Here is a 21,643-nt window from a genome sequence, read left to right as displayed (position 1 = left end):
CGATTTAGAGCATCTTTGTGATGTGGTAGTGCTGATCTTCTGAAATATCAACTTCCGCCAGATCGCCGGCACGTTCGATCATCCGTTTGCAGTCGGCGTTCAGATTACGCAGATGCAGGCATTTGCCTTCCTGGCGATAGCGTTCTGCAATCTTGTTGATCGCTTCAATCGCCGACTGATCGTAAACGCGCGAAAAGTAAAAATCGATGGCAACAATCGGCGGATCATTTGCCGGATCCAACAGTTCACGGAAACTGCTGACCGAGGCAAAGAACAGCGGGCCATGCAGCTGATACACTTTTTTATCATCGTCTTCGAAGTGAATGTCAGCCATCATATGCGTCGCATGATGCCAGGCGAAGATCAATGCCTGCACGATGATTCCCAGTAGAACCGCGACAGCCAGATTGTGGAACAGCACCGTATAGCCGGCAACCAGGACCATTACCAGTACATCACTCTTAGGAACCTTGTTCCAGGTGTGCAGCGTGCTCCATTCGAAGGTCCCGATCACCACCATAAACATCACACCCACCAGCGCCGCCATAGGCACCATGGAGATGACGGGTTTCAGCAGTACAACCAGAACCAGTAATCCCACGGCTCCGACGACGCCTGAAAGACGCCCGCGTCCGCCGGAATTCACGTTGATCAGCGACTGGCCAATCATTGCACAGCCACCCATGCCGCCAAACAGGCCACAGACAATATTTGCCGCGCCCTGACCAATACATTCCCGGTTTCCGCTTCCGCGGGTCTCGGTGATTTCATCAATCAAAGTCAGCGTCATCAGTGATTCAATCAAACCGACCCCTGCCAGAATCAGCGAGAACGGAAAGATGATCATCAACGTTTCCCAGGAAAACGGCGCCAGTACATAACGCGAGTCCATGAAGAATAACATTGGTAAAGGCTCTTTGGTGGGCTGCACGGAAGCGACTGCTGTCGCAATCTGTGTTTCATTTAAAACCGCTGCGTCAGCAGGCTGTTCGGTCGCCTCTGTTTCAGAAGTCGCAAGGGCTTCCTGCTCTGCTTCCGAAACGGCTTTCGCTTTCAGATTATTCATCATCAGGTCGTCTACAGTCTGGACGACGTTGTTCTGCCCGGTGGGAACCCAGCTCTCGGGGGCGAATTTATTAATGCCGACGGCGATTACAGACACCATGATAATCGCGGCCAGCGAACTCGGAACCGCTTTGGTCAGTTTGGGTAGCAGCACAATGACAGTCATCGTTAGTGCCACCAGGCCGATCATGATTGTCATGGGAAGACTCGGCAGAAATGTCATGCTGCCATCGATGCCCAGCGTTTTAAAACTTCCAATCTGTGCCAAACCAATCACGATGGCCAGTCCATTCACAAACCCGAGCATCACCGAGTGAGGGACCAGGCGAATCAGTTTTCCCAGCCGCAATACACCCACGGTGACCTGTAACAGGCCACACAATATGACGGCGGGAAACAGATATTGAATGCCATGCATGGCGACCAGGGAAACGATGACGACAGCCATCGCGCCGGTAGCTCCGGAAATCATACCGGGGCGGCCACCCGCCAGTGCACTGACAAAGCCAATAAAGAATGCGGAATACAGACCAACGGTCGGGGGGACTCCTGCGACAAACGCAAAGGCAACCGCTTCTGGCACCAGCGCCAGAGCGACGGTTAAACCCGACAAAACATCATCCTTGACGGAAGCGGTATGCTTCGAAAAAAACGCTAACATCAAAACTCCAATAACATGCTCAAGGTTGGTCTGCACAGTCAGCCTGGAAGGCGAACCCTTCGCCAGCAGACTCTCCGTGCCAACACGGAAACGGGGCGCACTGGAAACTGACCGCTCGAGTGCAAAAGCAGACTTGAATCTCAGACTTGCTGTCTCGCAAATCCAAAAAACTCAAGATTCAGCAACACAAACTATTGGTCCATCAATCCTGTATTCGCAGGTGGTCAATGTCAGGCGAGCACGCCAACAAGCGTGCGGACCATTTCGGCCAACGTGCCATTTTAGGTCTGATAAGACACTATTTACTGTTCAGATTCAAACAGAACCTTTCGACGATACGCAGGACCATCTCAGGGAGCGCGTTGCAGGATACTCAGGTGGGATGTTGAGGGGATCAACATTTTGAATTGAAGGCGTACTATCCCTCAGTTCTTTACAAATCCACGACCTCTTTTAATGCATTCTGCCATCTGTCACAAGCGGGAACCTGCAGGAAACGCCGATTTTATGACAGTTTCATCTGTTATTCACGGTTAACAGTGTTATCTGACACAGGTAATTCACCTGATTTCAAGGGAGAAGGGGTCATCAGGTTTTAAAATTCTAACAGCACTCCACACAGGAAAATCCAAACAGCATACTCGAATATGCGTCCTGTTGACGCTGAATGTACACACTCCTCTTGACACTGTTTACAAATGTAGTTATTTACGTTTGTAAACATTCACGGAGGAGAATTTGCTATGAACCAGGTTTCCATTTCTGATGCCGAATGGCAGGTCATGAATATTATCTGGGACGGTCAGCCGCTCGCCGCCCAGGAGATTGTGTCTCGTCTTTCCGACCAGGCCGAATGGGCTCCCCAGACGATTAAAACCATGCTGCATCGCCTCGTTAAAAAAGACGTGCTCACCTTTGAAGAGCAGGGCAACCGTTACGTCTACCGCTCCCGCGTCAAACGCTCGGCCTGTATCAAGCAAGCCAGCCGCGCCTTTCTGGACCGGGTTTTTTCCAGTGAACCGGCACCACTGCTCGCACATTTCATGCAACATACAAAACTCTCTGCAGAGGAAATCGCAGAGCTCCGCCGCATTCTCGATGACAAGGAACGTTGATCATGAATGGATTCCTGTTGGCTTCAGATCTCTATGTTGAAATTACGGATAAAATCCTGGAACTGTTGATCATCCCCACGATCACCGCAGGCCTGCTGGCGGCCCTTGTTTTGCTCGTGAACCTCTTCGCCCGTCAATGGCTGACGGCGGGGCAGATGGGACTACTCTGGGCATTGGTTCTCATCCGACTCGCCATACCCTACGGTTTTGCTCCCGAAAGTTCGTATAGCCTGACGAATCTGTTTGTTGAATTCATGGAGGAGTCTACTCCTGCTGAGCCGCCCCGAGATATTTATACTCCTGAACCCTGGCCTGTCACTGACACCAACTTGACGACTGCGGCTTATGTGCCCCCCATGAATCAAATCCAGTTCCTCGAACCGAAAGCCCCTGAAGTCAGTTTCACCGAAACGCTTCAGGAATATCTCATAGCCTTCCTGGAATGGTTCTTGCGCATCCTGCCACCACTCTGGTTTGCGGGTGCTGTCTTTATTCTGATTCGTATGCTGGTCACTCATTGGCGATTTTCTCGAAAAATCAATCGACTTGTCGAATCCACAGATCAACGACTGTTACAACTCTGGAACACCTGTCGTGAGCAGGTTCGTTTCCATTGTTGTGTTCCGGTGATTGTCTGCGACGACATTTCCCAACCCTCTGTCATGGGAGCCCTGCGACCGAAACTGCTGCTCCCCACCGATCTCACAGAGTTGAGCGACAGTCAGCTTCAGCTCATCATGCTCCATGAGTTAGCGCATCTTAAGCGGCGGGACCTGTGGGTCAACTGGTGTTTGTTTGGTTTGAAATTGCTACACTGGTGGAATCCCCTCTACTGGCTGGCAGCCACTCGTTTCGGCAGCCTCCGCGAACAGTCCCGCGATGCCATGGTCCTCTGCTGGCAGGAACAGCAAGACCGCAATAACACTCAGAACGATTCTGCCCGTGAATACAGCGAACTACTGCTGACCCTGGCGCAACGACCGAATGCGGAGTCTCGCTGGCGGGTCTCCCTGCCGGTTTCGATGCTCGGGTTTCTGAAAAACCCGTTACGAAAACGCTCGCTCGCCAACCGACTGAAAGCTCTCCGTAGCGCGACGGTGAAAGTCCATCCTCTGCACACAACAGCCGTCCTCATTTTCATTGCGATCTGCACTGCAACCGGATTGGCTGACGTGAAAGATTCAACCGACCGACCACAAATGCAGGTGCAACATGAACACCGGCCGAACTGGACTGCGGAACTGCCTTTGGCAGAGCCTGCAAACAATACAAGTTTCGAGCCGCACTACACGCAAAAAATTCAAGTTGAAAAAGTAATCGAGAAAATTTCAGAGGAACGCTCGATTTCTCAAGAACAGGCACGGCAATACCTCCTGGGACACATCGATTTTCTCCTGAAAATAAAAAACCATAACTATTGGCCGATTGGTAAGTCAGCGGAACAGGCACACGCAAAATTCGATGAGCAAAACCGTCTGGTCGTCCATGCATCGAATTTTCTTCACGAAGAATTGGGGCAGCAGCTCCGTGCCTGGGAACAGAGTGGCCTGGGACAGATCTCCCTGGAAGCCCGGTTCATTGAATTGTCTGCTGATCTTGTTGCCAAGTCTAATATCACATGGAATGTACTGGAAGCCGATGTTGCTCCCGCATCACGCACACAATTTGAAAGTCTGTCCGATTCAAGCGAACCGATGGTCCGATCTAGTGCGATTGTCGAAGAATATTTTCCTGTGCGTGTCGCTGTGTTGACGAAAGCCCAGGAAACCCAATTTATTCGAATGGCACAGAGGGACGTGCGCAGTAATATTCTGTATGCACCAAAAATGGCGGTGTTTAACGGGCAACGTGCCACAGTTTCTGATATCGTCCAGCGTCCGTTTATCATTGGACTCCAGAAAACTGAAAATGCGAAACTGCAACCCAAAATTAAAACTATTGATGAAGGCAGAAACCTCACACTCAGACCAGTCATCTCAGACGAAGGTTCCGAGGTCAATCTCAAAGGGCTGATCGAACTGAGCCAGATTGTTGACGTTAATTTCTATACAACCGAGGTGGCAGGAAGAGAAGCGACCATTCAAATTCCCCGCGTCCATCGCAGAAGTATCTCCGTAGCTTCACATCTGAAAGACCAGCAATCTTTACTCATTTGTATTCCTCCCACATTTCGGCAGAAACTCTTTCAATATGTGATGCTCAAAGTGCATATTATTAAAGACACTCCTCAGGTGGATTCAAGTCAGCTCAGTCTGTCGGGTAATTAATCGGAAGGAATGAGTTCGGATAATCTGTAGAAGAAATCAGAAATCTCCCCGTATTCTGGATGAGAAGGAACGTTGATCATGCACGGAATTGAGCAGGTCTTACATTCTCTGAACAGCGTTGCGGAAACGGCCCTCATGTCGTTGTTTGCATCAACTGTCACGGCTTCTTTTCTGGCTCTGTTTGTGATAGCGATCAATCTGCTGGCTCGTAAATGGCTGGCCGCCGGACAGATGGCATTGCTCTGGGGCCTGGTGCTGATTCGACTGGCCATGCCTTTCGGACCGGAAAGTTCTGTCAGTCTGCAAAATCTGATCCAGGCGATCGATCAGAAAATCCCAACGGCTGAAAGCCCAGTGGAACCCTGGCGTCCTGTCATTCACGAATCTTCCACTACTGCGCGGCTGAGTGCGACTGGGTTGAAAACGCCAAACTTCAATCCTACCTCTGATTCTGAAAGCAGCTCCGAAACGACTTTGTTCCCGATGTTCACACGCATCTTAAATACCATACTTTTATTCCTGCCGTTGATCTGGCTGGCCGGCGCTGTCTGCCTGCTCGTGCACACACTAATCAGTCATTGGCGTTTTACTCGAAAACTCAACATGGTCACTGCTTCGACAGACGAACGAGTCTTGCAGCTCTGGTCTTCGTGTTGTCAAACTGTTTCCTGTCGGGGAACTGTTCCTATAGTCGTGTTTGATGAAATATCACAGCCGGCAGTCATTGGCCTGATTCGTCCCCGATTATTACTGCCCGCTGATGTCGCCGGCCTTGAAGAGAACCAACTTCGCCTGATCATGCTGCACGAGTTAGCGCATCTTATCCGTCGGGATCTGTGGGTCAACTGGATTCTGTTTGGCGTGCGCCTCTTACACTGGTGGAATCCCACCTACTGGCTGGCTGCCACTCGTTATTGCAGTCTTCGCGAACAGTCACGCGATGCCATGGTCCTCCGTTGGATGAAACAACAGCATAAAAGCCAGAGCCAAACTGACTGCTCTCGTGAATACAGCGAACTCCTGCTGACCCTGGCCCAGCGACCGAATACGGGGTCTCGCTGGCGGGTCTCCCTGCCGGTTTCGATGCTCGGGTTTCTGAAAAACCCGTTACGAAAGCGCTCGCTCGCCAACCGGCTGAAAGCTCTCCGCACTGCAACTGTGGAGACTCACCTCTTACAAAAAGCAATCGTGCTGACAGTAATCATCCTCATCGCTGCCAGTGGATTGACCGATGCCGATTATCCGCCAGTAGAAAAGGCGTTCGATGAAAACTGGTTATCTCAACTCGACGTTGATTATAATTCCCATCCCTCGCCGTCTGGCCCGTTGATTCTCCAGGTATTTGATCTTACCAGACCGCTTAACAAAATCAGGGAACTCTCTCAACGTACTGAAGAGCAGGCCCGACAGGACATGCTCCTGCTGGCACAATTCCAGCTTATTATGCTGCAGGAAATATCGAAGGCCCCGGGAGAAGGTTCTTCTCTTTCAATTCATGAACGTCCGGTTGCAAAATATCATGAAGGAAACCAATTAGTCATATACGCTTCGGAAGATTATCAGGCAGCCCTTCAAAACCTCTTTGACGTCTGGGCCCAAAGCGGCTTGGGACGGATAAAATTTACCAGAACCGAATTGACGACACTCGACGATGTGGTAGATCCATCAGTTTTTGTTGGCGATTCACAGGACACTGTTCCTCACGCTCTGAAAAAGAAATTGAATCTGTCTGACGATGCTCGACCGGGAAAAATACGGAATTCCTCGCCTCGTTTAGCGGTATTGACTCCGGTACAGAAACAGGAGTTGATATTAAAGGTTCGAACTCAACCAAATCAGAGGATTGCGGATCATCAGCAATTGACGCTGTTTAATGGTCAGAATGTTCTGCAAACTCTGGTTTATCATCCACTGATTGGACGTCTTTATGTGGTGAAAGTGCTGGAAAGGGAATCGCCGGAACCCAGACTCAAGGAAAGAATCTTTGAGGAAGGCGTCAGAATCTCGCTGAATCCAACAATAACGGCCAGTCAAAACATGCTGCACATTCAAACGATCATCGAATTAAGCGAAATCACCAATGTCGAAACCTTTAAAACACAGGTCGCCGGTAAATCCGTTTCTATCAAAACTCCTGATGTGACAACCAGACGTTGTCAAGCCAGGGTAGAAATGAAAAGTGGACAGTCTCTGTTGATCGCACTTCCTCCCACACAGAAATCAAAATTTTACCACTATGTCTTATTCGAGGCAGAAATTCTGCCGGAAACAGCTGCGAATTAAGTATTCTGACAGCGTCTCTGTCTCTATTAAACCCACACTTAGCTGGAAACAGCTGCCCATCCCCGGCTGTTTTTCTTTTAGGATTCTCCAATCATTCCATGGATCCCCCTGCAAACCATACCCTCAAAGTTTAAAATGCAAAGGACACAATAAAACGTCCCTGGTTTGTAATAAAACTTCTATTAGAGCAGGAGAATCAGATCATGTCACAGAAACCAACCTTAAACCTGTTTCTCAAGACCTTGAAGAAAGATCTGATTCGAAAATACTGCACCATGGGTCTATTCGGCCTGATTATGCTGGGGCAGCTTATTTTCAACAAAGAATTGGATTCCATTTCACTGGCATTGTTTGTGCTTTTCACCGCTGATGCCAATAGCGAAGATCGTCTGATCAAAGCTCTCAAACTGCTAACAGGGAACTCGGCTCCTCAGTCCGAACCCGAAACTGTGGAGACCGTAACATCCTGAGTAAAGCGTATTACCATCACCCTGAAACGATGCAAATGCATTCTGCCTTTCACTCACTTTATTCTCATTCACCTCGTCAGCATGGCATTGAATATAAGAAGGATGAAGAACCTGCCGACTGATGTATTTATTAACCTCCCGAATAAATCCCTTCCCATTTTCTCGCCGCATGCCGACTGGCATCTGACCCTGCCAGTCGGTATCCTGAAATCACCTGCCTTCGTAATTCTGATACCGATCTAACTCATAGGTGCTTTCATGATTCGTGCGCTCGTGTTGCTCTGTTGTCTTGCTCTCTCTTCGCTGGCTCATGCTGCTGATCGACCTAACATTCTTTTTCTCTTCACCGACGATCATGCGCCTCACGCTATCGGTGCTTATAAGGGAATGCTCGAACAGATCAACCCCACTCCCAACATCGACAAAATCGCCTCTGAAGGCATGCTCTTCAAAAACAGCTTCTGCACGAACTCTATCTGTGGCCCCAGTCGTGCCGTCATCCTCACCGGCAAACACAGCCACATTAACGGCTTCATGAGGAACGGTAACCGCTTTAACGGCGACCAGCAGACCTTCCCCAAACTCCTGCAGAAAGCCGGCTACCAAACTGCCATGATCGGTAAGTGGCACCTCACCTCCGATCCCCAGGGCTTCGACTTCTGGAAGATCCTTCCGGGGCAGGGCTACTACTACAATCCTGAATTCAAAACCGCCCAGGGGCGCGAACGCATCGAAGGCTACTGCACCGACCTCGTGACAGACATGGCTCTCGACTGGCTCAAACAGAACGCCAACTCCGGCGAACCCTTCATGCTCATGTGCCAGCACAAGGCTCCCCACCGCACCTGGATGCCCGCACTCCGTCACCTGCATCTCTATGATGATATCACCATTCCCGAACCAACCACCCTCTTCGACGACTGGAAAGACAACGCCAGCCCCGCCCGTCACGCAGAGATGTCGATCGAAAACTACATGAACCTGGTCTACGACAATTTCGGCCCCAAACTAGAAGGCTGGGATCCCAAAGCCGGCAAGTCGCTCGACAAGTCCGGCTTCCGCAACCTCCAGTTTATGACGCCCGAACAGCTCAGAGTCTGGAATGCCGCCTTCGATCCCAAAAACGAAGCCCTGCGTAAAGCGAATCTCACAGGCAAAGACCTTGTCCGCTGGAAATATCAGCGCTACATGAAAAACTACCTCCGTTGTATCAAAGGCGTCGACGAAAACATCGGCCGCATGCTCGCTTACCTCAAGGAAACCGGCCTCGATAAAAACACGATCGTTGTCTACTCCTCCGATCAGGGCTTCTACCTCGGCGATCATGGCTGGTACGACAAACGCTGGATGTACGAAGAATCCTTCAAGATGCCTTTAATCGTCAAATGGCCCGGCGTGACAAAACCGGGAATCGTCAACACCGATCTGGTCCAGAACCTCGACTACGCGGAAACCTTCCTCGACATCGCCGGTGCCGACATCCCCCACGACATGCAGGGCCGTTCGCTGGTTCCCCTGCTCAAAGGAGAAAATCCCCAGTGGCGCGACTCCCTCTACTACCACTATTTCGATTTCCCCAGCGTCCACAAAGTCGCCAAGCATTTAGGCATCCGTACCGATCGCTATAAGCTGATCCGCTTCTACGAATTCGACGAATGGGAATTCTATGATCTGCAGCAAGACCCCAAAGAGATGACCAACCAGTACGGCAATCTCGATTACAAAGACACGATCGCTGATCTGAAAACTCAGCTCACTGAACTCCGCAAATCCTACAAAGACGATACCGACGTCAGCGTCAAACCATTAAAATGGCAGAAACAGTTTCGCCCCGAATGACAGTGAATCCAAGTCTGCGAAGTATACTCTATTGGGTGAGTGTAGCCCTTTTCACGGCCGGACAAGCCGGACCGTGGCACACGGAAAACTCTACAATAATAGATTCTACCCCACTGAATCCGCCACTCTGGGTGCCACTGTCGGCTTGCCCGACAGTGCTGATAAAACGCCAGAAAAACAGTGTCATCTTTGTAAAATGAAAGGCAGAATCTATCATCTGTCAGCCTTTCTGATTCCTGCTCCTCAGCGACCCGTCTGATCTTCCATCAGGCGGCGTGCTTCCTGCGTCGCGGTTTCCCAGTTTCCCTCATTCGCTGATGCCACAATCGCATTCAACCAGCCTGCTTCCCTCTCATTGATCTCTTTTTCTTTGAGGGAACTGTCAATCAACGTCTGCACGGATTTCAGACGGTCTGTACTCTTCTGATTACAGACCGAGTACAGCGCTTTGGAAATTTCATACGTCTTTGGCGAAACAGCCGGATAGCCACAGCCACTCAATGGCAGCAGAGTGAGTAGAAGCAAGCTTGTCAAAAACAGGGTATTTTGATTTCGCATTAAAATTCTCCCGTCACTTCACCCTCATTGATACTTGAGAGTTCCGCCCAGAGCAGCAGATCGATATTTTCAGAAACGAACCGCACTGAACCGTCCCCCATGCAGACATGTCCGCCTCCCGTGTGCTCCGAATACATCTGGCCGACGTGGTAGGTAGGGAAATTGACAGGGTGGACGATCGGAAAACCGGTGATGTCCAGTTCGCCGCCGGAAGGACCTGCATGAATTAACGCCAGTGTCGCCGCTGCGTCTGGACCATTTTCAGGTGAAGTGAACCGGGGGTGTGTAAACGCACCGGGCACCACGCCCACCCAGGTTTTATCACTCAGTTTCGACGAATGCTCGCCCAGGAAAATGGTATTGGACGTTCCGTCCGTCACGTCTCTCATCCGCGTTCGCGAGTTACGAAAGAAGGGTCCGTCTGCCACTTTGGAAGCATCGCCGTTAATAGTCACCGTTTTGGTAGTCTTGGTGTAGATGTTCGTGAAAACAACGCCCGTCGTACTCGAACCGCATTCCCCCCAGCACGATTCCTGACCATGACTGGCCACGTAATGCGAACGACCAAACCGCAACTGCGAGCCCCCTTTCACGAGCGGGCTGCCACTGGCATCCTGCACGAGAAACGGTTCATCTCCTCCTGACGAAGTGGGACAGAGAAAGACAGGCAGCTTCGTCTGGGCGGCACTGGCGTTCGACAGATCCCAACAGGGACGATTCAGATCCAGCGCGTTATAGAGTACTGCCTGATCCATGAAGGGGAGAATCATCGTTCCCCAGGTCCAACCCGGAGCTGCATCCCAGGTATCCGGGTCAATGGCTGCCCAGGCAGGTCCTGATCCGGTACTGGTTCCGTACGAATAATAGCCGGCGGGAAAACAGGAATGCGTATCGTGATAATTATGCAGCGCAATACCCAACTGCTTCAGATTGTTTTTACATTGACTGCGTCGCGCTGCTTCGCGTGCCTGTTGTACCGCGGGTAACAGCAAGGCAATCAGCGTTGCAATGATGGCAATGACGACGAGGAGTTCAATCAGCGTAAAGCCGGGGCGGGACATTCGGGAGGGCGGTAATCTCATCTCGATCAACCTTAACAGGAGTGTAAAAACGGCGTGTTCAAAAAGTAGCCAGCGCTACAAAATGGTTTGTGAAAAATGTAGCATGTGCTACATTTGCGTGTTATTGTAGCCAGTGCTACATTTCTGTCAATCGAAAACTGGAAAAAAATATCCCGGGATCTAACCGGATCGTCAGGCGTTCGCGTTGAAACCTGAAAACAGGGCACTCCTGCTCAGATTCCCCCTCACGAAACAAATTCGACTTGACCCGCACGCGCCAATCGCGACCCTCTTATAATCTGCGTCGCGCGCGTGTCCAGTTTTTATTCAACTGCATGTTTCTGAACCTGTTTGTTCCAGCACCATAAAACCCCCTTGAAAATTGCAAAAATGATAGCTTCCTGTTTTCACTGGTTCCTGATTAACAGTCGATTTACCTGCGGGTCGACGCACTTCACTCCGCTCCCGCCTCGACATCGACCAGATTCATGCTTATCTCGTTTCTGTATCGACAAATATCGCCACAACCAGTTCCCGTTGTTCACCGCCAGTTTTCCACTCAAAGCAGACATCATGATTAAACTCCCACTTACCAAAACAAAAGCAGAAAAGAGAAGACAGTTCCACAGCATACAGGCTGTTAAAACAGAAGCACTTCCGCCTCTGTCATTCTTAATCACAGAGCGCAACCTCCACCAGCTTATTTTATGGAAGGGCACCGGTCGTGAGAGAGGAATACCAACCGGTTTCGCGACGGGCAATCAGCGTCGTTGTAAAACAATCGTTGCAGTCTGATTTCTCAACGATTCCAGGGTGATCCCCTGCTGACGCTGCAACTGTCCCAGTCTGATATCACCCTGGAAATCGGGGTGACTCACTTTTAACCCCAGTTCAGGCGCGGAAGGTATGGCGGCGCGCACACGGGGATGAAAATTTAGCTGGTCATCGGCTGGAACATTATTGAGTTGCCAGCGACCGTCTGCATCAGTCACCACATCGTCCTCTTCAGCCAGCCAGTGGCGCGGCTCAGGGCGAATTCCTGGTTTAAGTGGAGTGTTATCGAACATCCCCAGTGGGGTAATTGATGTGAGGTTTTCAACGGCAACCCGGACGCCGGCAATTGGTTGTCCCTGTTCGTCGTTGATCGTGCCACCAATTGACGTTCCCCGTTCCAGTTGAAACGTGAATTCATCCGGAACCTGACCACCATCGGTCTGATAGTCTCGCGCCCACCAGGCATGCAGCGGACTGTATTTGTCTTTACTGACCCACAGCCGCAGATCGTCGTTCTTGCCCTTCAGTTCCAGAACGGCAATTCCCCGTGCATCCGTGGTGTGCTGGCTGTTCTCGAGTAAATGTTTCTTCGCCGTTTCCGCGATAAAGATATGGTTCTGATAGATTCGGACCCCGGTAATCGGTCGTCGGTCTGCATCAATCACGCGAATGGTTAACGTTCGAATCTGAAAGGGTTTGACAGCACTCACCGGCTGTTCTGCGGTCAGGAATCCGGGAGTCAATACCGTAAACAGACCGGCAACGGCAGTGATGAGCATCATGAAAAATCGACGTGCCATAACTTTTTCAAATCGCTGCATAATGAGAACTCCCATATGTGAACTGATCGAATGACCAAAGGTATCACTGCCCCTCAATACGGTCAAGATGAGTTACAACCAGGACGTCATGAGCCCATTTCAGGGGCGTCGTCAGCTAACAGGAAACGATCAGAGTTCTTTGCCGAACAGGTAAACAATCACCTGCTTAAATTTAATGGTATCCTATTTGTTAAATCTAATAATTGATGTCACCCCGAGTCCATGATCATATTTTCAATACCTATACTTATACAGGCACACCAATTCGATCCAGGTGCAACAGATAGACGACTGGTTGCGACTCTGGTTAGAATAAAGCCTTGAGTTTTTGCAACCGGGAACAGCATCGAAAGGACAAAGGTATGAAGGCGGCTCAGTTACTCGCGTTGATCTGGATTTTGATTCCTGCACTGGGGTGTGCACAATCTGAACCTGCGAAACCGGAATACTTCAATCAGCGTGTGGCCGATTCGAATCCGTTGCGGACGGAACAGGCCGGGGAACTCGATGAATATATCAAAACCATTGCCGCGGATCGCCGGCGTTTCGAACAATTGTTCCAGCCCGATTATTCTTCTTCTGCTGCCTTCGAGAAATCCGCGGAACCTTTGCGGGCCGCGTTTTGTGAAAGCATTGGTTATCCGCCCCCCGGGAAACGGCCCGATCAGCCTGCCACTTATAAACAGATCGGTGAAGACAGCATCGGCGTGTACTATCGGGCGATGTTTCCGATTCTGCCGCACGTGCATTCCGAAGGAATCTTCATTGTTCCCAAATCCGCGAAAGGAAAAACGCCGCTCATCATTTCCATGCATGGGGGCGGCGGCTCACCTGAAGTCGCATTGTTCAACGGCGGAGCCAATTATCGCGACATGGTTCGCGGCGCAGTCAAACGGGGTTTTATCGTCTATGCGCCCCAGCATCTGTTTAAAGCAGACGGCTATCCCAAAGACATTCGCCGACAGATGGATGACCGCATGCGACTCATCGGCACCAGCATTACCGCCGTGGAAATCGCCAAGATCACTTATGCCATTGATGAATTGATTAAGCGTCCCGATGTCGATGCCAGCCGGATCGGCATGGTCGGACTTTCCTATGGTGGCTACTACGCACAAGTGACTCCCGCCGTCGACCCGCGGATTAAAGTCTCTGTTTCCAGTTGTTACTTCGGCGTACAGGAAGGTCGCTATGCGAAAGAGGAACTTTCAGTTCCCAGCGACTTTCGATTCATGAATCGTATGACGCTGTTTAACGACGCTGACCTGGTCGCACTCATCTGTCCGCGGGCGCATCAGATCCAGGCGGGCTCACGCGATAACGCATCCCATCGCGAAACAGGAAAGCAGATCGCGCCCCGCGCTGCATCATTTTATGAACGGCTCAACCTGGGTGACCGCTTCGAACACGTCGTTTTTGAAGGGGGACACGAGTTCAACGATGCAGCAGCCTGGGCGTTTGTGGAAAAACATCTGTGATCAGGTTTCCGGAGCGTTTAGCATTCCACGATGCGAAATACTGTGAGCTTCGCATCGTCATCACTGACCACATACAGACGCTCTGAGTCCCTGTCCACGGCGATGCCTTCTGCAAAACGGATCGAACGGCCGCATGCTTTTTTCTTCAGTTCAAGTCGCTGCATGACCTGAGTCTGCCGCCGATCAAAAATGAATACGCAACGTGCGTCCTCACTTAAAATCCAGAGCAGTTCACGCGTCGCATCAAAGCACATGCCGGAAAAATCAATCTTTTTTCCCTCGGCAGTAAACCCCGATTGTTCGTCGAGAACTTCCACTGAGGTAATCCGTTCCAGGTCGGCAGAGACGGCGATCAGCAGTCCCGGATCTGCTTCCTTAAGCAGTAACAGTTCGTTATGCATTGAATCGAAGGTAATACCTTCCAGCCCATTACCGTCAATGTCTTCGAAGTGTGTGGCGATGGAAGTGAAGCCTTCCAAGTCTTTCAGCCGCCGCTTTAAAAATTTCTTCCCTTTTTTTGGTTTGTAAACAATAATCTGGCTGACGTCCTCATCGACCACGCAGATCCGGCCCGCCGCATCAAAAGTGATGCCTTCCAGTCCTTCATTTTTAATCTTCAGAGTTTTCTGAACCTGCCCCTTTTTATCAATCTGAAATAGTCGGCGGTTCTCATCACAGACCGTCCAGAGAGAACCATCGGGCGCCAGCGCCAGCCCCGAGGGCTCCAACAGCCCGGCTTTCTTATCCTTTATCGAATAGCGAGATTCAAATTCCAGTTTCAGCATGGGTGACATTTTCACTGATACTTCTTGTTGAGTTGAGAATTCCGTGTAAGTCACATGATATATAAAACGCAGAAATAATCATCCTGAACACATCAGTCTGAGAAGAACCGATGAATGCTGTTCAATACTCAAAACTTTGTACCCTGACATGATACATTTTGTGAGTGTCCTTTACCCTGAAATTAAATGGCATTCGAATTATTTCCACATGAGAACGGTCTGGCTGCATATTCTCGCGGTCGGTGGTGTCATATATTGAGAAGGATCAAGTAAAGCAGCTCTAACTGAGGAGTCGGGGAATGAGTACGGACGAAGTGCTACTGCATCGGTACTACCAAGAAGGCGATCCAGCCGCATTCCGGGAACTGATAGACCGGTATGCGGGAATGGTATACAGCATCGGTCTGCGCGTCACGGGTGACAAGCACACGGCGGAAGATCTGTGTCAGGAGTGTTTCCTGGAACTTTCCCGCAAAGCGTACACGGTGCGAGAAAATATTGCCGGGTGGCTACACGCACTGGCGACAAGCCGATCATTGAACATTGTTCGGTCCCGCAGGCGGAGAACAAGTCGGGAACAGGCCGTGGCAAATTCCCCGGCCGTCATCACTGAATCATCCGAGTGGAGCGAACTGCAGCCGCTCATCGACCGGGCCCTCAATGGGCTCAGCGATGATCTGCGGTTGCCCCTTGTCCTGCACTACCTGCAAGGTAAGTCTCAGCAGCAGGTGGCAGATCAACTGGGGGTGAATCAGGCGACAATGTCGCGCCGGCTGCAACGTGGTGTGGAACAACTCCGAAATCGACTCCAAAGCTTCGGTTTGATGACGACCATCGCGGCTGTGACATCGTTCTTCGGAGAAAATTCGGCACAGGCCGCGTCGAATTCACTCACCGCATCCCTGGCGAAGATCGGCATTGGTGGGGTGGGCGTGACTGTCGCCAAGTCCGCGCCGGGGGGCCTGCTTCCGTTTGTCGTAACGCTCGGGGCGATTGCCGGTAACATATTGTTGTTTCTATTCCTGAAAGGCTGGGTTCTGCTGCTGTTCGTGGTCATCGGGGTTGTGCTGTTAATGCGACCGCCGGCCTGGTTCCGTGAACTCTTTCGAGCGCAGGCCTTCGGCCGCGATTATGCCGCTCATCCAACCTATCCCTTCCGACGCTGGACCTGGACGATTCCTCCAACCGACTGGAAACAGCAATTGTTTGTGTTGTCTTATGTCGGGATTACGTTCGGTCTTGCGGCTTTAAAAGATCCCGCAAAAATCTCGACAGAACCTGGTTTTGTAGTGGCATTTGGATTGATGGCCATATTGTTTCTGACGCTTGCGGTGCGGCTTGCCTGGCACATCTGGACGCTGCGCAACCAACCGCTGACTGCCACGGATCAGTTGACCGAACAGCGGCCTCCGTGGGCCTTATGGGAGATTCTGCTCGGGGCCTCTTTTTTCATCGTCATTGCCGTAAGCTGGCTGTCGAGTGGGCCGCGCGAAGAACCCTTCAGTTTCTCGAAGGAAGCAGTTCTGTTCTGGTTCTGGTTCGTCGCCAGCTCCGGTCTGGTTGTCTGGGATCTCATTGAACGCTGGCGAAAACGGAACAATCGTGATGTTTCATTCAGTAACGTTGTTTCCAGCGAGGATAGTGTCGACATCAAGCCGGTCGCACGGCGCTATCACGTCATCTTGATTGGCGGTCTGGTATCGGGGGTGTTCGCATTTTTGTCATTGGCCATGCTGCAGTCAGTGATTTTGCCCGAGCGACCGGTCAAGAATGAGCCGGTTGTTTATCGTTACACGCAGGACGGCACGCGTGTCAGAGTCGAGGTGCCGGCTGCCTTCAAACCACCAGTGCCGCCGAAAGGCCTGCCCTCGCAACTAGTGATGACAGCCGGCATGGGATTCATCTTCAGTCTCCTGTTGCTGCGACGAGTCGTCAAGGTACGGCTCGTATTACCACGACTCGCCTGGCTGCCGCTCCTGGCGGTCAGTAGTCTGGCAGTCGCACTGGGGGCAGGTCTGACGGCAAACGCAATCTGGGCAACGGAAACCAGACAGAAAGCCCAGACAGCAGTCGACATACCGGAAATCCTTCCCCATCAGAAGCCGGTGTTCAATCCGAGTCCTTCGCAACGGGCGCGCATCCGGAAATACGCAGCCGAGTCAGCCATCATCACGCTGCCCGAGGAACGAATTCCTGACGGCTGGTACCTCATGCGGTATGACAACGGCTTCCCGATGCCCACGCCGAATGAAAGATCGCCTGCGAAAACTGTGATTCAGCTTGGATTAACTGATGTTCCAGAACTGAAATTTGTCGACGCGACTCTCATGCGAATCTATATGAATCCATTCACTTTGGGAGACGTCGATAGCTTCTGCGTTGTTTATGCATTCTGCTGCAGCAACGCGGAAGAATCGCGACGACTCAACAGTGCATGGAAAAACAGAGGCCTCTGCAAGGGGCGTTTAGTGATCTTCGTCTACGGACGCAAAGGACTGCGGGCTCCCAGTGCCACCGATCAGATACCTGTTCCCACGCTGCTGAAACAGATTCAGCAATCTCGCTGAGCAGAACGCTGCCCATTTCCTCAAAGCACGGCAGTTTCTAAATGAAATGATCGGAGGGGGCTGAATTCCTGGAATGCTTCAATATAAAACACACCATAAGGTCTTGAGCACATGGGGTCTCTGTGCAGGGTTCACAGTTCCGCTGCTCAGTGATGTGTAGAAGTCATCCCCCCGAATCGATGTATATGTAACCTCTGAAACTTTACGGCTCCTCCTCTATTTTCAAATTTGGGTAGTATGGGGTGTTTAATTGGTTGCGTGTCGATGAAAGTGCGTACGAATCGTTCCCAGACGAACAGCAAATGACCACCTCAAATCTTGAGTTGCAGTAAAGCTGTTGAAGTGCTGCTGACGATAAACAGGGTATTCATTGAGATTCGCTTTGTGGTCACTTTGATCACAGTTTTCCGTGCGTGCTCCTCGGAACAGAACGAATACATACAGTCAGTCTCTGTCGTTACGATTTAAGTGAAATTACCCGATGAAACTGCTTCGTCTGTTTTTGATCGCCCTGTTACTGCAACCGTGCCCCGTCTGCTGGGCACATGGAGTGGCTGCGATCGGCGAACTGGGACAGGCGGAACCGGCACAGGAAACCTGCGTTGCGAGCCGTCCTGCGTGCTGCTCCCATGCCTGTCATCTGCATGATCACCATGAGCCGCTTGAACACGATGAGCACCATAATTGTCCCTGTGCCTGCCATATTTCTGAAATCGTATTTGCGCAAACCACACCCGCCGTGAATCTCCGCAGCATGACAGCCACCCCCGGCATGCTGATCGTCGAGAATCATTTACCGGGCCGTATGACCGTTTTCAATACCGTCGCCATCGATACTTTACAAGCAACCATAACAGTACCATTGCGCCTATAGATGTTCTTTCCGGGCCCGCTGGTCCACCGCCTGAATTCAGCCCGCTGTCCCGCCACTGGTATGAAGATTGCGTGAGACAGCATTTACCATCAGTTACGTTCCGCGTCAGTCAGTCTCCTTTTGAGGACGCCACTTCGGAACTTCCATTTGAAATAAATACAAATCATTAATACAAAACAGGGGACTCTTAACATGTTCACACGTTCGAATTTCATTTCGTTCAAAAATAATCGTCTGCAGTTGTGTATGGTATGTGCTTTCGTGATGGCATTGTCGTCGGCCAGTTCTGCCCAGGAAGTACAAAAAGTTGCATCACTCAGTAAAGTTGAAACCTCGCGAGCCGCGGCTGCGAAGGAGAACAAATATACGTTCATCATGTTCTGGAAAAACCAGGACGATGCCACCAAGGCCATGTGGAGCACTTTGCAGCAGAATCTCTCAGGCAAAAATGATACGACCACGTTCGTCGCCGTTAATACCAGCGATCCGGCGGAGGCCAGGCTCGTCGAAGAGTACGGCGTTTCCCGCGCACCGATGCCGTTAACACTGGCGGTCGCTCCCAATGGCGCGATTACAGGATCGTTTGTGAAACAGATCAACGCCGACTACATTCAGCAGTCATTCGTCTCTCCGGCCAAGTGCCGTTGCATGAAGACGCTGCAGAGTCGCAAGATGGTACTGCTGTGTGTCAACGCGGGTTCCAGTTCCGCAATGCCCCAAGGCGTGCAGGACTTCAAAGCCGTTCCCTGCTATCAGAATGTCGTGGAAGTGGTCAACGTCTCACAGGCAGAAGCCGCGGAAGCCGACTTCCTGAAAGAACTCGAAGTACCGCAGGACGGACAGAATAGAAAGGTTGTCTTCATGGCACCTCCCGGTGTGATGGTGGGCATGTATAACGGAAATGTGACAAGCCAGCAGTTAATCGCCGAACTGAAAAAGGCCGGTAAAAGCTGTGGCGTTGAAGGCTGTAAGCATTGTAAATAATTCGTCACATTTGATAAGGAGGCTGTCTCATGACCATGAGATCAATTATCTGGAAAGAACTGCGGGAACGTCCGACCGCGTTGATTGCCAGTCTGCTGGCAATCATGCTGAGTGTCACTGCATTAGTGGCAATTCGCAATGTGACGATTTTCTCTGAGAAAGAAGTCGCTGGAAAACTCGATAAACTGGGAGCCAACGTGCTCATTCTGCCCAAAGGGGTCACACTCCAGGATTACTATTCCGCCGACATGCACGCGGAAACCATTCCTGAAGAGCACGTCGCGGAACTGGCACTCGCCGGTCTGACAGGGGTAGAAGCCATTTCTCCCAAACTGTGTGTGCCGACGGAAATCGACGGGAAAAATGTGATTCTCACTGGCATCCTGCCTCAGGAAGAAATTCAGAAAATGGCGGCCTGGCAGGGGGGGATAATTTTTAAGAAGCACGAAGGGTGTAAAGCGAAGATCAATGTGATCGATGAAAATCAGGATGCCCCTGAAGCGCTGGCAGAACGACGGGCGTTGCAGAATCTGAATGAGAACGAAGTGATTCTTGGCTCAGACTATGCTGCCAGTAACGGAATCGCTGCTGGCGATTCCCTGGAACTGCTGGGCGAAAAGTTCCAGGTGTTAACCACACTGCCATCAACGGGAACTGTGGACGATGGTCGCGTCTTCGCACATCTGCATACGGTGCAAAGACTTTCTAAGTCAGGTGAAGTTGTCAACATCATCGAAGTCATGGGCTGCTGTGAAGACGTCGCCAACGGTCTGGTCGGGGATCTACAGTCGCTGCTGCCCGGTACGAAAGTGGTTACGATTGCCAACGTGGTGGAGACGCAGGTTTCCATTAATCGCATGATGACCAATCTGTCGTACCTGTTCCTGGCGATACTGATCGCTGTCGGTGGTGCGAGCATGGCCAGTGCCAGCTTTGCGAATGTGATGGAACGCCGTCGCGAAATAGGCACGCTGATGGCATTGGGGGCCACACCCCGCTTCGTCACACAACTCTTCCTGGCCAAAGCGGCTCTGCTGGGGCTCGCAGGGGGAATCACCGGGTTCATTGCAGGCAGCGTCCTGGCGGTATTCCTGGGACCTGCATTCGCTGACGTCGCCGTTCTGCCTGTTCCCAGTCTGGCATTTATTTCGGCAGCGATTGCCGTGCTGGTGACAATTGCAGCCAGCTATATCCCCGCACGACAGGCAGCCAAACTCGATCCCTGTATGTGCTTCAAGGAGGTCTGAAATATGTTAACTTTAGAAGCAGTTCGCAAAGTTTATCGCAAGAAACAGGATGAAGTGGTAGCCCTTGATTCCACCAGCCTGGAAATTGCCCGTGGTGATTTTATCGCCATCATCGGACCCAGTGGGAGTGGAAAAACGACACTGCTCTCGATGCTGGGAGCGATGTCGGCTCCTTCGGAAGGACGGATTCTGCTGGATGGGGAATCAATCTATGACCTGCCCGTCAATCTGCGTGCAGAAGTGCGGCAGAATAAAATCGGTTTTGTCTTTCAGACGTTCAATCTGATTCCCTATCTGACGGCAATCGAAAATGTGCAGATTCCGATGCTGCTGGCGAAGAAACATCGCGGCGCGCAGCAGGAGAAAGCGGAAGCGTTGCTCACGAAAGTCGGCCTGCAGGATCGCCTGCATCACAAGCCGGCGGAATTGAGCGTCGGTCAGCAGCAGCGTGTCGCCCTGGCACGCATGCTGGCCAATGATCCGTCCATCATTCTGGCCGACGAGCCGACGGGCAACCTTGATCCTGATACCAAAGATCAGGTGATGGAGTTCCTGACGCAGTTCAACGAAGAAGGGCGTACGATTATCATGGTGACACACGATCTGTCCGCTGCTAACTGTGCCAGAAAAACGCTGATGCTTACAGAAGGAACGATCAGCGATACACAGCAGTCTCAGTTACTCAAGACGGCATAAGCCAGTTTTGAGTTTTTAAAATAGAATCCCGAACCGGTACAGATCTCTGAACCGGTTCGGGATTTTTATTGATCACCCGGAACTGAATTTCGAGGCAC

The 21,643-nt window shown here is 51.2% G+C and carries 16 protein-coding genes; 11 read left to right on the top strand and 5 right to left on the bottom strand.

Going from position 1 to position 21,643, the window contains the following annotated elements; translation table 11 throughout:
• Positions 1-4: 4 nt before the first annotated feature.
• Positions 5-1,726 (bottom strand): SulP family inorganic anion transporter, encoded by a 1,722-nt coding sequence (locus ACN0YH_RS13900; protein ID WP_417380170.1) that lies wholly within the window; start codon positions 1,724-1,726, stop codon positions 5-7.
• 743 nt (positions 1,727-2,469) lie between these two features.
• Here ACN0YH_RS13900 and ACN0YH_RS13895 point away from each other — a divergent pair.
• From ACN0YH_RS13895 to ACN0YH_RS13875, 5 genes are all read left to right on the top strand, one after another.
• Entirely contained in the window at positions 2,470-2,841 is a 372-nt protein-coding gene (locus tag ACN0YH_RS13895) for a BlaI/MecI/CopY family transcriptional regulator (protein WP_417380169.1), read from the top strand.
• A 2-nt stretch (positions 2,842-2,843) separates the two neighbouring features.
• Complete coding sequence (locus ACN0YH_RS13890) at positions 2,844-5,108, top strand: M56 family metallopeptidase (RefSeq protein WP_417380168.1); 2,265 nt, start codon at positions 2,844-2,846, stop codon at positions 5,106-5,108.
• A gap of 78 nt (positions 5,109-5,186) precedes the next feature.
• A complete protein-coding gene (locus ACN0YH_RS13885) occupies positions 5,187-7,391 on the top strand; it encodes a M56 family metallopeptidase (protein WP_417380167.1) in 2,205 nt (734 codons plus the stop codon).
• A gap of 203 nt (positions 7,392-7,594) precedes the next feature.
• Positions 7,595-7,861 carry a hypothetical protein gene (locus ACN0YH_RS13880; protein ID WP_417380166.1) on the top strand — a complete coding sequence of 89 codons (267 nt, stop codon included), beginning with the start codon at positions 7,595-7,597 and terminating at the stop codon, positions 7,859-7,861.
• Between the two features lie 258 nt (positions 7,862-8,119).
• A complete protein-coding gene (locus ACN0YH_RS13875; RefSeq protein WP_417380165.1) occupies positions 8,120-9,700 on the top strand; it encodes a sulfatase in 1,581 nt (526 codons plus the stop codon).
• A 243-nt stretch (positions 9,701-9,943) separates the two neighbouring features.
• Here ACN0YH_RS13875 and ACN0YH_RS13870 read toward each other — a convergent pair whose 3' ends face one another.
• The 3 genes from ACN0YH_RS13870 to ACN0YH_RS13860 form a co-directional block, all read right to left on the bottom strand.
• Positions 9,944-10,258, bottom strand: coding sequence for a hypothetical protein (locus tag ACN0YH_RS13870; protein ID WP_417380164.1), 315 nt, complete (start codon positions 10,256-10,258; stop codon positions 9,944-9,946).
• A complete protein-coding gene (locus tag ACN0YH_RS13865; RefSeq protein ID WP_417380163.1) occupies positions 10,258-11,340 on the bottom strand; it encodes a DUF1559 domain-containing protein in 1,083 nt (360 codons plus the stop codon). Before ACN0YH_RS13865 ends, ACN0YH_RS13870 begins: the two co-directional genes overlap by 1 nt.
• A 740-nt stretch (positions 11,341-12,080) precedes the next feature.
• Entirely contained in the window at positions 12,081-12,914 is an 834-nt protein-coding gene (locus ACN0YH_RS13860) for a hypothetical protein (protein WP_417380162.1), read from the bottom strand.
• Positions 12,915-13,276: 362 nt separating this feature from the next.
• Here ACN0YH_RS13860 and ACN0YH_RS13855 point away from each other — a divergent pair, with 362 nt between their 5' ends.
• Positions 13,277-14,392, top strand: coding sequence for an alpha/beta hydrolase family protein (locus tag ACN0YH_RS13855; protein WP_417380161.1), 1,116 nt, complete (start codon positions 13,277-13,279; stop codon positions 14,390-14,392).
• Between the two features lie 17 nt (positions 14,393-14,409).
• Here ACN0YH_RS13855 and ACN0YH_RS13850 read toward each other — a convergent pair whose 3' ends face one another.
• Positions 14,410-15,186: an SdiA-regulated domain-containing protein gene (locus ACN0YH_RS13850; RefSeq protein WP_417380160.1), complete on the bottom strand. Its 777-nt coding sequence runs from the start codon at positions 15,184-15,186 to the stop codon at positions 14,410-14,412.
• A 290-nt stretch (positions 15,187-15,476) separates the two neighbouring features.
• On the opposite strand from ACN0YH_RS13850, the gene ACN0YH_RS13845 reads away from it, so the two are divergent.
• From ACN0YH_RS13845 to ACN0YH_RS13825, 5 genes are all read left to right on the top strand, one after another.
• Entirely contained in the window at positions 15,477-17,744 is a 2,268-nt protein-coding gene (locus ACN0YH_RS13845) for an RNA polymerase sigma factor (protein ID WP_417380159.1), read from the top strand.
• Between the two features lie 481 nt (positions 17,745-18,225).
• A complete protein-coding gene (locus ACN0YH_RS13840) occupies positions 18,226-18,618 on the top strand; it encodes a hypothetical protein (RefSeq protein ID WP_417380158.1) in 393 nt (130 codons plus the stop codon).
• 192 nt (positions 18,619-18,810) lie between these two features.
• Entirely contained in the window at positions 18,811-19,602 is a 792-nt protein-coding gene (locus ACN0YH_RS13835; protein WP_417380157.1) for a hypothetical protein, read from the top strand.
• A 29-nt stretch (positions 19,603-19,631) separates the two neighbouring features.
• On the top strand, positions 19,632-20,849 hold the full coding sequence (locus ACN0YH_RS13830; RefSeq protein ID WP_417380156.1) for an ABC transporter permease: 1,218 nt from the start codon (positions 19,632-19,634) through the stop codon (positions 20,847-20,849).
• A gap of 3 nt (positions 20,850-20,852) precedes the next feature.
• On the top strand, positions 20,853-21,545 hold the full coding sequence (locus tag ACN0YH_RS13825; RefSeq protein ID WP_417380155.1) for an ABC transporter ATP-binding protein: 693 nt from the start codon (positions 20,853-20,855) through the stop codon (positions 21,543-21,545).
• Positions 21,546-21,643: the final 98 nt, after the last annotated feature.

It is taken from the genome of Gimesia sp., from assembly GCF_048262075.1.
In the GTDB taxonomy this organism is placed as follows: domain Bacteria; phylum Planctomycetota; class Planctomycetia; order Planctomycetales; family Planctomycetaceae; genus Gimesia.
This window is presented reverse-complemented; position numbering and strand designations above follow the sequence as displayed.

What these genes read in the sequence shown, in the direction of transcription:
- ACN0YH_RS13900 (WP_417380170.1), bottom strand. Translation starts at nt 1,726, where the DNA reads ATGTTAGCGTTTTTTTCGAAGCATACCGCTTCCGTCAAGGATGATGTT.
- ACN0YH_RS13895 (WP_417380169.1), top strand. Translation starts at nt 2,470, where the DNA reads ATGAACCAGGTTTCCATTTCTGATGCCGAATGGCAGGTCATGAATATT.
- ACN0YH_RS13890 (WP_417380168.1), top strand. Translation starts at nt 2,844, where the DNA reads ATGAATGGATTCCTGTTGGCTTCAGATCTCTATGTTGAAATTACGGAT.
- ACN0YH_RS13885 (WP_417380167.1), top strand. Translation starts at nt 5,187, where the DNA reads ATGCACGGAATTGAGCAGGTCTTACATTCTCTGAACAGCGTTGCGGAA.
- ACN0YH_RS13880 (WP_417380166.1), top strand. Translation starts at nt 7,595, where the DNA reads ATGTCACAGAAACCAACCTTAAACCTGTTTCTCAAGACCTTGAAGAAA.
- ACN0YH_RS13875 (WP_417380165.1), top strand. Translation starts at nt 8,120, where the DNA reads ATGATTCGTGCGCTCGTGTTGCTCTGTTGTCTTGCTCTCTCTTCGCTG.
- ACN0YH_RS13870 (WP_417380164.1), bottom strand. Translation starts at nt 10,258, where the DNA reads ATGCGAAATCAAAATACCCTGTTTTTGACAAGCTTGCTTCTACTCACT.
- ACN0YH_RS13865 (WP_417380163.1), bottom strand. Translation starts at nt 11,340, where the DNA reads ATGAGATTACCGCCCTCCCGAATGTCCCGCCCCGGCTTTACGCTGATT.
- ACN0YH_RS13860 (WP_417380162.1), bottom strand. Translation starts at nt 12,914, where the DNA reads ATGCAGCGATTTGAAAAAGTTATGGCACGTCGATTTTTCATGATGCTC.
- ACN0YH_RS13855 (WP_417380161.1), top strand. Translation starts at nt 13,277, where the DNA reads ATGAAGGCGGCTCAGTTACTCGCGTTGATCTGGATTTTGATTCCTGCA.
- ACN0YH_RS13850 (WP_417380160.1), bottom strand. Translation starts at nt 15,186, where the DNA reads ATGTCACCCATGCTGAAACTGGAATTTGAATCTCGCTATTCGATAAAG.
- ACN0YH_RS13845 (WP_417380159.1), top strand. Translation starts at nt 15,477, where the DNA reads ATGAGTACGGACGAAGTGCTACTGCATCGGTACTACCAAGAAGGCGAT.
- ACN0YH_RS13840 (WP_417380158.1), top strand. Translation starts at nt 18,226, where the DNA reads ATGAAACTGCTTCGTCTGTTTTTGATCGCCCTGTTACTGCAACCGTGC.
- ACN0YH_RS13835 (WP_417380157.1), top strand. Translation starts at nt 18,811, where the DNA reads ATGTTCACACGTTCGAATTTCATTTCGTTCAAAAATAATCGTCTGCAG.
- ACN0YH_RS13830 (WP_417380156.1), top strand. Translation starts at nt 19,632, where the DNA reads ATGACCATGAGATCAATTATCTGGAAAGAACTGCGGGAACGTCCGACC.
- ACN0YH_RS13825 (WP_417380155.1), top strand. Translation starts at nt 20,853, where the DNA reads ATGTTAACTTTAGAAGCAGTTCGCAAAGTTTATCGCAAGAAACAGGAT.